The sequence below is a fragment of the Pallidibacillus thermolactis genome, assembly GCF_025660415.1.
GTDB lineage: Bacteria > Bacillota > Bacilli > Bacillales > Caldibacillaceae > Pallidibacillus > Pallidibacillus thermolactis.
Map to the genome: position 1 here is coordinate 1 of NZ_JAOUSE010000082.1, position 8,476 is coordinate 8,476.

Annotated in this window: 8 protein-coding genes and 1 pseudogene; 5 read left to right on the forward strand and 4 right to left on the reverse strand. The window is 33.7% G+C overall.

Annotated elements, in window-relative coordinates:
- Nucleotides 1-255 precede the first annotated feature (255 nt).
- Nucleotides 256-729: a DUF7878 domain-containing protein gene (locus OEV82_RS15565; protein ID WP_263062386.1), complete on the forward strand. Its 474-nt coding sequence runs from the start codon at nt 256-258 to the stop codon at nt 727-729.
- Nucleotides 730-839: 110 nt separating this feature from the next.
- On the opposite strand, the gene OEV82_RS15570 is transcribed toward OEV82_RS15565, so the two are convergent.
- From OEV82_RS15570 to istA, 3 genes are all read right to left on the reverse strand, one after another.
- Entirely contained in the window at nt 840-1,259 is a 420-nt protein-coding gene (locus tag OEV82_RS15570; RefSeq protein WP_263062387.1) for a stage II sporulation protein M, read from the reverse strand.
- A gap of 918 nt (nt 1,260-2,177) precedes the next feature.
- Nucleotides 2,178-2,903 (reverse strand): IS21-like element helper ATPase IstB, encoded by a 726-nt coding sequence (gene istB, locus OEV82_RS15575; RefSeq protein ID WP_041901779.1) that lies wholly within the window; start codon nt 2,901-2,903, stop codon nt 2,178-2,180.
- Complete coding sequence (istA, locus tag OEV82_RS15580) at nt 2,900-4,312, reverse strand: IS21 family transposase (protein WP_263062388.1); 1,413 nt, start codon at nt 4,310-4,312, stop codon at nt 2,900-2,902. The genes istB and istA overlap by 4 nt, the downstream gene beginning before the upstream one ends.
- A gap of 149 nt (nt 4,313-4,461) precedes the next feature.
- Between istA and OEV82_RS15585 the strand changes: the two genes are divergently transcribed.
- Nucleotides 4,462-5,805, forward strand: a complete 1,344-nt coding sequence (locus tag OEV82_RS15585) for an ISLre2 family transposase (RefSeq protein WP_407672788.1) — start codon at nt 4,462-4,464, stop codon at nt 5,803-5,805.
- Between the two features lie 508 nt (nt 5,806-6,313).
- On the opposite strand, the gene OEV82_RS15590 is transcribed toward OEV82_RS15585, so the two are convergent.
- Nucleotides 6,314-6,949, reverse strand: a complete 636-nt coding sequence (locus OEV82_RS15590) for a DNA-binding protein (RefSeq protein ID WP_263062389.1) — start codon at nt 6,947-6,949, stop codon at nt 6,314-6,316.
- A 140-nt stretch (nt 6,950-7,089) separates the two neighbouring features.
- On the opposite strand from OEV82_RS15590, the pseudogene OEV82_RS15595 reads away from it, so the two are divergent.
- The 3 genes and pseudogenes from OEV82_RS15595 to OEV82_RS15605 all read left to right on the forward strand — a co-directional run.
- Nucleotides 7,090-7,359 (forward strand): annotated as a pseudogene (locus OEV82_RS15595) (IS3-like element ISEnfa5 family transposase); the annotation flags it as partial.
- A gap of 147 nt (nt 7,360-7,506) precedes the next feature.
- Nucleotides 7,507-7,959, forward strand: coding sequence for a hypothetical protein (locus OEV82_RS15600; RefSeq protein WP_263062390.1), 453 nt, complete (start codon nt 7,507-7,509; stop codon nt 7,957-7,959).
- Nucleotides 7,928-8,443 (forward strand): transposase, encoded by a 516-nt coding sequence (locus tag OEV82_RS15605; RefSeq protein WP_263062391.1) that lies wholly within the window; start codon nt 7,928-7,930, stop codon nt 8,441-8,443. Before OEV82_RS15600 ends, OEV82_RS15605 begins: the two co-directional genes overlap by 32 nt.
- Nucleotides 8,444-8,476: the final 33 nt, after the last annotated feature.

Sequence of the window (8,476 nt, forward strand, 5' to 3'; positions counted from 1 at the left end):
CCAGTGATGGAGATGTATTTTAATAGAATTTGTTGGATAAGAAGGGGAATTTCCAGCCCCTTCCAAATAAGAAGTGTAAAATCTTATTTATCTAAAACTGTTAATTATATTTTATCGGTTAGAAAGGGTCTCCTATTTTAATTGAATTACAAAAAATTTGCATTGTTTTATATATTCCCATATCATTTTTTGCAGTAAGTTTTATTTACAAGACACGCAATTGATAATAACTCTACAAGGAGGGTAACAATAGACATGGAGCACATAAATAAAATATCATTTGAATATAATTTTATAAGTGATAAAGGAATAATCTCAAATAAAGATAAAAGGGACATACCTACCATATTGGCTGTAGAAGCTACACTGACAATAAAAATTAATAATGAATTGTATTTCGAAACAGAAATTGCTATTCTAGAATTCTATAAAGCGTTGTATGAATGGAAACAGCAAATTAAAGAGAATCATATACCAGAATTCCATTATTATACGATTGAATACGGAGATTATGAAGATGGTGCAATTTTGTCTATCATTCCTTTTTCCAATAAGGCAAGGGTGAGATCCATTTGGGAAGAACAAAACTTGTATAATGTATTTGCTTTAGATTATATCGTCAATGAATTTACGAATTTGGAAAAAAAACTAAGACAAGCTATTGAGGAACATTATAATATTAATTTAAAAAAATTTATTAACCATATCCCTTATATGACGAATGGTTAGAATTCTTTATCCCATTAATAAAAAGGATTTAAATTTAATTATTCAGACTGGTGTTAATTGATTCAGTCTGAATATTTATTTTGAGACCAGAATAATGATGATGTTCTTTATCAGAGCAAATAGAGTAAAGTATCTGCTAGATAAGTTTCTAGGAAAGCAGCTACTATAATTAGCGGCATAACAAAAACAATATAAGCTTTCATTGTCTTCAAGAAACTTTTAACAAGCGAAACTTGAGCTTTGTCTTTTTTAAATATATTTATTATATTAACTCTTATAGCCTGATTCATTTCAAAAAGAACTGTAGCAAGTATGCAATAGGCGAAAATTTCAAAAACAGAGTGAGGAATAGAAGAAATGATTAACTGGAATCCTACCTCTAAATCAACTTGTACTGCAATCCCAAAAACAATACCTAAGATTAAATTGGTCAAAATCATATTTAATAAATACATATATTGTATCGGAATAAGCGTTAATATAACCATTTGCATAGGGACTGTAATACCGTTATGAACATATATGACCAAACTTTATTAATTCCTATAGAATTTTTAATTGGCTGATGTGAATTCTCTATTCTATCCATTATTACTTTAAAATCAGGATTTATTATACAAGTAATGATAAATGCAATTAGGGTGATAACGACTGCAATCAAGAAAAACTTTTTGGCTCTTTTTAATTCGAAATTATACACCATGATTTTTAAAATAAACATAATAAGAAAATCAAACCTCTCCTAATCAACGTTTTATCTAACCCACTTATTTTTTCATTTCTTTATATCCGATGTTTTCCATTTTCTATTTTGAAGATAGTACCGCCCGTTCTCCATCAGAAACTTAGGCACCCGTTTAGTAGAATGGAATTTATGGAGAAATGAATTAATCATAAAGGGATTAGGTGGTTTTAGTGGAACTATAAAAAATATAGAATTGAAAATAAAATGGAATTAATGATTTGTCGGGAAAATCAAAATAATACCAAGTCATTTTATGTTTCGGTCATCCTATTTTTTTAAAGAATATACCCTTAACGATCCCAGAAAAAGCATTACTCACTTCGACTTTATCAACCATTTTTTTCTATATATATGGAATTTTTTCTTCCTAATTTATCTAATATAAAGAGAAAAAAAGTTATACAAACATAAGGGGGGAATGTTAGCAGAAGAATTTTTGAATCTACGAATGACTCCAATTTAAATTGGTTTAATAACAAATGACATTCCCATCACTGAAACTGTATGTTCAATGATTGAAAAAAGTATAGTAGAGTTCTAATCAATTTAATACCAAAGATTGAAACTCCATGGTTAGAAATTCCACTATTACTACATTTACTCTACACTTTTTTAACTGTTAAAAAGTGTTGACACTCATATGTATTTTGCAATAGAAAAGTGCAGAGAAATGCAATTAAAAATGCAGAGGTTTGCCACCCATTTAATTCCTTTTCGACAATGCGTGGGACAGTCTATAGCTCTCGCCATGAAAAGAGATGATATGGGCGTGATGAATTAGCCTGTCCACTAACGCTGCTGTTAATCGAGAATCTGTAAAGATCCGGTTCCATTGACTAAATTCTAAGTTAGATGTAATAATTACGCTTTTCTGTTCATAAAACTCCGATATAATTTGGAATAATAATTCAGCTCCTTCTTTACTAAATGGTAAGTATCCCATTTCATCTAAAATGACCAAATCAACCTTCTCCATCCGTTTTCTAAATGCTGATAAACGGTTGTTACGTAAAGCTTGCTCTAATTCCTCAACTAGGTGGGCAACACGGTAAAAACGAACCTCATAACCTAGTTCACAAGCTTTTCTCCCTAGTCCTGTGGCTAAATGGGTCTTCCCTGTCCCGGGTGAACCAACTAAAACTACATTTTCTCGATTCTCAATAAATTGTAGGCTACACAAATCCTCTTTGGTTAAGTGAGGAGGGAACCGAAGTTGTTCGGTCCACTCGTAATCATGTAAACTCTTTTTATCTAAGAACTTCGCCTTTTTTATCAAGCGGATCGCTCTCGCTTTTTCTCTTAATCTTATTTCCTCCTTAAGTAGCCTATACAAGAATTGTTCCGGAGTTTCAAACGGTATTTGCTCGTATACATCCGCAACATAAGCTAACCTCAATGACTTACACAATTCTTTAATGTCCTGTTTCAATTGACAGCCTCCTCTCTAGGAGTTAATGAATCGTATTTACTCCAGTCCACTTCATAAGGATTATTATCACTAGGTAGCTTATCCTGTGCAATTAATTCATAGAACTCTTCATTAATCTTCTTCATGTCATGAGAAACTAATAAACTAGCTAGAGCTTCTAATCGTTTTCGTCGAATAATTAAATTATCTACCAACAAAAATTCTTTAATTCTTCCCGGTAAATACTTATTATAGCGCGAATATTCTACAACCCTTGGTTTATGAATCCATGTTTTAATTATTGAAAGCCATGGTAAAGCTTTTCGCTTTTTCATATATGGCCGATAGTCATCCAATAATATCTCCCCATTAGGTGAAACAATCTTTAATTGATCCCATGTTAATATCATTTGTAATTGACTATAGTTGCCACCCTTAGGGACATGAACCAACGTCTGATCCACTTTCACTTCATTATATTTGTTTACTTTAACAAGATGCTCTTTAAATACAGGATAGGGCTTTTCCGGTAATGCTAGAAGATAATCCCGTTCTTCCTGCCATAAGTCCTCAATACGTACGTTTTTGGCATAATGAATTCTATTTCTGTCCGCCTCTAATTTATGAAATAATTGATCAGTTAAACCCTCATAGCTGTCCATTATTGGAGCTGAAGTAAAAAAGTTATAGCGTATATATCCAACTTTATTCTCAACATTTCCTTTTTCATGGCCACTTCTTGGATTGCATACCTGCACATCAAAGCCATAATAATTCTGAAATTGAACAAATTCATCAGTTAATTGTGCTTCTTCATTTTTTGTCCTTTTTTTCTTCACAGCGGGGGTCAAATTATCGATTCTTATCCTTTTAGGTACTCCCCCAACCTGTTTAAAAAGAATATTGAGACCATGTAAGAAGCATTCTTGATTTTCAGCTGGTAACGGTACTGCAAATCCAGCATTACTATGAGGAAACGTCATAACTAAAGCATGAATATCCACAATTTCTCCATCTTGTACAGCTTCCATTACTCCAAAGTCTACTTGAGCTTCACCCGGAGGATGTTCTAATCTTTCATACCCTTTATCCTTTTCTTCTTGGTGAGTATTCATCCATTCAGAGATAAAGTAACAAACAGTACGATAAGAACCTTGGAAACCCATTTCCTTTAGTTCTTCAAATATTTGTTTCTTTGTTCTTCTTAATTTTTTCCTTAACTTTAAATCCTCAAAAAGCCAATCTGAAACAATTACTCCCCACTTTTCCTCATACATCATCCCTTTCTTTTTAAATGATTTCTGTTTAGGGAGTTGATCTTCATCCGCATACTTCTTAGCTGTTCGCCAATTAATTCCCATTGTTCTTTGTATTTCTGAAATAGGTATGAGTAAAATTATTGTGGGCGGAATAAATTTTATCCCCTTCATTTAGTGAACGAACGTAGTGAGTTCACTAAATGAAGGGGCAAGCAAGCGGAAGCGCGGTAGGAAAAAAGCAGATATAATGAAAAAGAGGGTACTCCTTGGTAGAATGATAGTCGACCAAAACAAACATTACCGAGAAAGGAGTATCCCTCATGGAAAAGAATATCACAAAATATCCAAATTTAAAAGAAATTGAGCAAATGGTTTGGAGGCAATTACAAGATACCTTCTCCAGCGTTATGAAAAATATTTTGGAGGATATGGATCAACAGATTGCAGAAGAACGAGATAAAAAACGCTATCGACTCATTGATAAAAGAAAATATCATATAACTAGTCTCTTCGGAGAGATTGAATTAAATCGTAATTATTACCGTGACCGGGAGACAGGGGAATATGTTTTTCTCCTTGATCGTTATTTAGAGTTTGAGGATGCAGGTTCTTTTAGCCCATTGATTGAGGAGGTAGCTATTGAATTAGCTGTTCAGGGACCTTCCTATCGAAAAGCAGCCAGTACGTTAGAAACTCTTTTAGGCTATCGGGTTATTAGTCATGAGGCAATCCGTCAACACTTATTACAAGTTTCGAGTATTCCAAAAAAGCGTGAGCATGTACATCAACCTGTATTATTTGTAGAGGTCGATGGTTTGTTTGTAAAACGTCAAGGTAAACGAAAAAAGGGAAAAGAAGAGAAAATAGCCGAAGTTCATCAAGGCTGGGAAGTCAATGGAAAACGAGTAAGACTGAAGAATAAACGCCATTTCGTACATGAAGGGAACCAGCCATTTTGGGAGGCGTTTGAGGACTTTCTCATCGAAAACTTTGAGTATGATCCAACCATTCATAAGTTGGTAATAAATGGAGATGGTGCAAATTGGATTACAACTTGTCGTGACTATTTCAAAGATCGTGCATTCTTTTCGCTTGATCGTTTCCATGTGGCACGGGAGATTCGAAGTTTGTTCCGTCATCACCCACGTTATCGTCCAATTCGTAAGGCGCTTGCATCATATGATTATGAGAAATTGCTTACAGAGCTTAACAGTGCAGTCGGAACGCTAGAGGATGATGAGCAAGAGGAACGTCTAGAAGCATTTATTCGCCAATTAGAGAAATATCCAGAAGCCTTGGGAGATTATCGTAACTGGCTTAAAGAACAGGGTATAGATACAACAGGAATGCGTCCGATGGGTAGTGCAGAAGGAACCATGAGTGTATTTGCCAAAAGACTTAAAAATGGCCGTAGTTGGGTGGATAAAGGTGTAAGTGCCATGTTCACTGGTTTGGTAGCTTACTTGGATAAATTGACCTTAAAAACACTATTTGGCAGGATCGAAAAATGGACTGAAACAAAGGTGGAAAAGAATCCACCAAGATACTATAAAGAAAAAGTTACGAGCACAATTGGTGAAGCCACTAGAGACAATGTTCTATATCTAAAAAGAAAAGCTAACATACCAGTTTACAAAGCATTAAAAGAGTTGTCTGGCTTTTAAAAAAGGCAAAATTCTTACCAAGAGAGTATCCTAAGGGTTTGAATCCGCTTTCAAATTTAAGGTGTTAAAAAAACTGCCTATAAATACTTGACTCAAACCTGAAATAGATAAACCTTTGTTATTTCTTAAATGTTTGATACAATTAATATCAGACATTGCTAGCATCCTTTCTTACCTCCACTACCAATTGCTTGACACAATTACTGTAGTGGGACTTGGGGTGACTGGCAAGTCTTTTTTTGTGTATGCACAAAAATTTAGTGCAGGACTCTGCATTTTTCCTTTGCAAAGCTCTGCACTTTTATTTTGCCATACACACTCATATTGGAAATTGTTGATATAGAAAGGTTTTTCCTTACAAAAAGTGTTGTATCTTTGATGATTTCGCATTGAAAAATTCATGTTTTTTTCAAATGATGTCAACACTTTGTATCTAAAAATATAAAGGTATTTTTCTATTGATAAGCTCACAATCCACAACAATTAAGAATAATTTTGGATCATCCTCCTAATCCACATTCAATTTTCTCTTTAATTCATCATACTCTTCTTCCAATCCTTCCCACTCAAAGAAATCCTGAAGATTTGTCTCGTTTCCATCTAAAACAGGAAATGCGTCTTTTGAGGTTTCTGCTTTGTATTTCATTTGAAATCCTAAAATTTCTTCTACCACTTCTTTCAAACGTTCTTCTGGTGTCTGATTTCGTAATTTTTTCTCTTGATGGATCATTTGAACTTTTAAACAATATACTGGATCTTTCCAAAGAGGAATCATATGTTTTGGTATCCGACGCTGAGATTGTTTCGGGATATATTCAAATCCCCGTTTGACATACTTATTGAGTGTAACCGCTGAAACGCCTAACTGTGCAACTGCTTCTTTTGGTTTAAACAAATAGCTCTTCCGATACACAAATTGAATGTTTCGCCCTCCAATTTGGTAGAACCATTCTTCAAAATCTACTTTTAATTTCCCAAACTTCTCATCTTCTACAGGGGTATCCAATGTAATCAAACGTTTTAGCCAATCAAATAAAGCCTTTTGATTCTTGTCAGACATAATAAACATTTCATTAAAGCGAAAATCTTGTGGATCGATTATTATACCTTTTAGTCGGTCTCGAAATGCTCCCTGCATTACCATAATTAGCTGACTAAGAATGTAGCTTGTTTCCTTTTCAATTTAAGTTGCTAGATCATATGAAATATCGGATCCCTCTGTCCTCAAAGGCTGGATAAAGAAGTATAATAGTGCTTATGAATAGAAAGTTCGAGAAGAAACATAATCATAAAAGAATCTATCGATTGATGAAAATCGCTGGATTACGCTCCGTCATTCGTATCAAGAAGAAGCGTTATAAACGTTCCACACCTCAACATGTGGTAGACAATCTATTAAATCATGAATTTACAGCCGAAAAGCCAAATGAAAAATGGGTGACAGACGTGACAGAATTTAAGTATGGCCAATCAAAAAAGACCTATTTAAGTGCGATTCGTGATCTTTATGACGGATCCATTATTAGTTATGTTCTAGGACACTCCAATAATAATTAACTTGTAATCGAGACACTTGATCAAGCCACAGCACGATTGAATGGGAGCATCCCCATAGCCATCAAGTTAAGCATTTTAAATGAAAAAATACCATTTTTTGGATATACTTCTCTCGGTATTAACTAACTGAGAGGAGTATTTTTTTTGGCACCAACAGTATCAGATAAAGAATTACAATTATTATTTAAGGAAGTGCTTCGTACTTTCTCGATAGAACAATTAGAATATTGGGCTGTAGAAACTGGATTTATGAAAAGAAAAACAAAATTAAAACCTGAACATTTTCTTTTACTCTGTTCATGTTTAGGTGAATCGATTGGGAAGAAAAGTCTAGTTCAGTTGTGTGCACAACTTTGTGCTACATTTGACTTGAAACTAACAGCTGAAGGACTTAACCAACGATTTAATCCACAGGCAGTTAAGTTTTTGAAGAAAGTATTTGAATCACTTTTTTCAAAACAATTGGCCATGCCAATTACAGAAAAAAGAGTTTTCAATCGGATTCGAATTTTAGATTCGACTTCGTTTCAATTACCTGCTTATTATGATGAATATAAAGGAGCTAATGAATCAGGAGTTAAAATTCCTAGAGTATGAATTGTATCAATCCACTTTCTTACATTTACTTGTGCAAGAAGGGATTGCGAGCGACAGTCAATATGCCAAGGTTATTAAAGATGATATAAAACCAGGTGATTTATGTTTACGTGATTTAGGTTATTTTTCTACAGAAAACTTAATTGATATTGATAAACAAGGAGGATATTTTCTTTCGAGGATGAAGAATAATATGAAACTTTATCAGCAAAATCAGGATGGAAAATGGGAAAAGATTGATCTGATTATGATTTCGGAGAAATTAAAAAGAGGTGAAGTGTTAGAATTAGACAATATTAAAGTGGGACGCTGGGTAAAAAATCCCCTTATTACACGTGTCATTTTCACAAAACTTACTGAAGAACAAGAAGCGAAACGACAAATACATATAGATAAAAAAGAAGAAAGGGAAAAAAGCCCCTTTCTGCACAAAAAAACATTTCAATTAACATTTTCCTTACTAATATACCACAAAACATGGTAAAAAAGGAAGATGTTTTTTCAATATATTCTCTAC

Coding starts and splice junctions, on each gene's coding strand:
- OEV82_RS15565 (WP_263062386.1), top strand. CDS start 256: ATGGAGCACATAAATAAAATATCATTTGAATATAATTTTATAAGTGAT.
- istA (WP_263062388.1), bottom strand. CDS start 4,312: ATGAAGGGGATAAAATTTATTCCGCCCACAATAATTTTACTCATACCT.
- OEV82_RS15585 (WP_407672788.1), top strand. CDS start 4,462: ATGGAAAAGAATATCACAAAATATCCAAATTTAAAAGAAATTGAGCAA.
- OEV82_RS15590 (WP_263062389.1), bottom strand. CDS start 6,949: ATGGTAATGCAGGGAGCATTTCGAGACCGACTAAAAGGTATAATAATC.
- OEV82_RS15605 (WP_263062391.1), top strand. CDS start 7,928: ATGAATCAGGAGTTAAAATTCCTAGAGTATGAATTGTATCAATCCACT.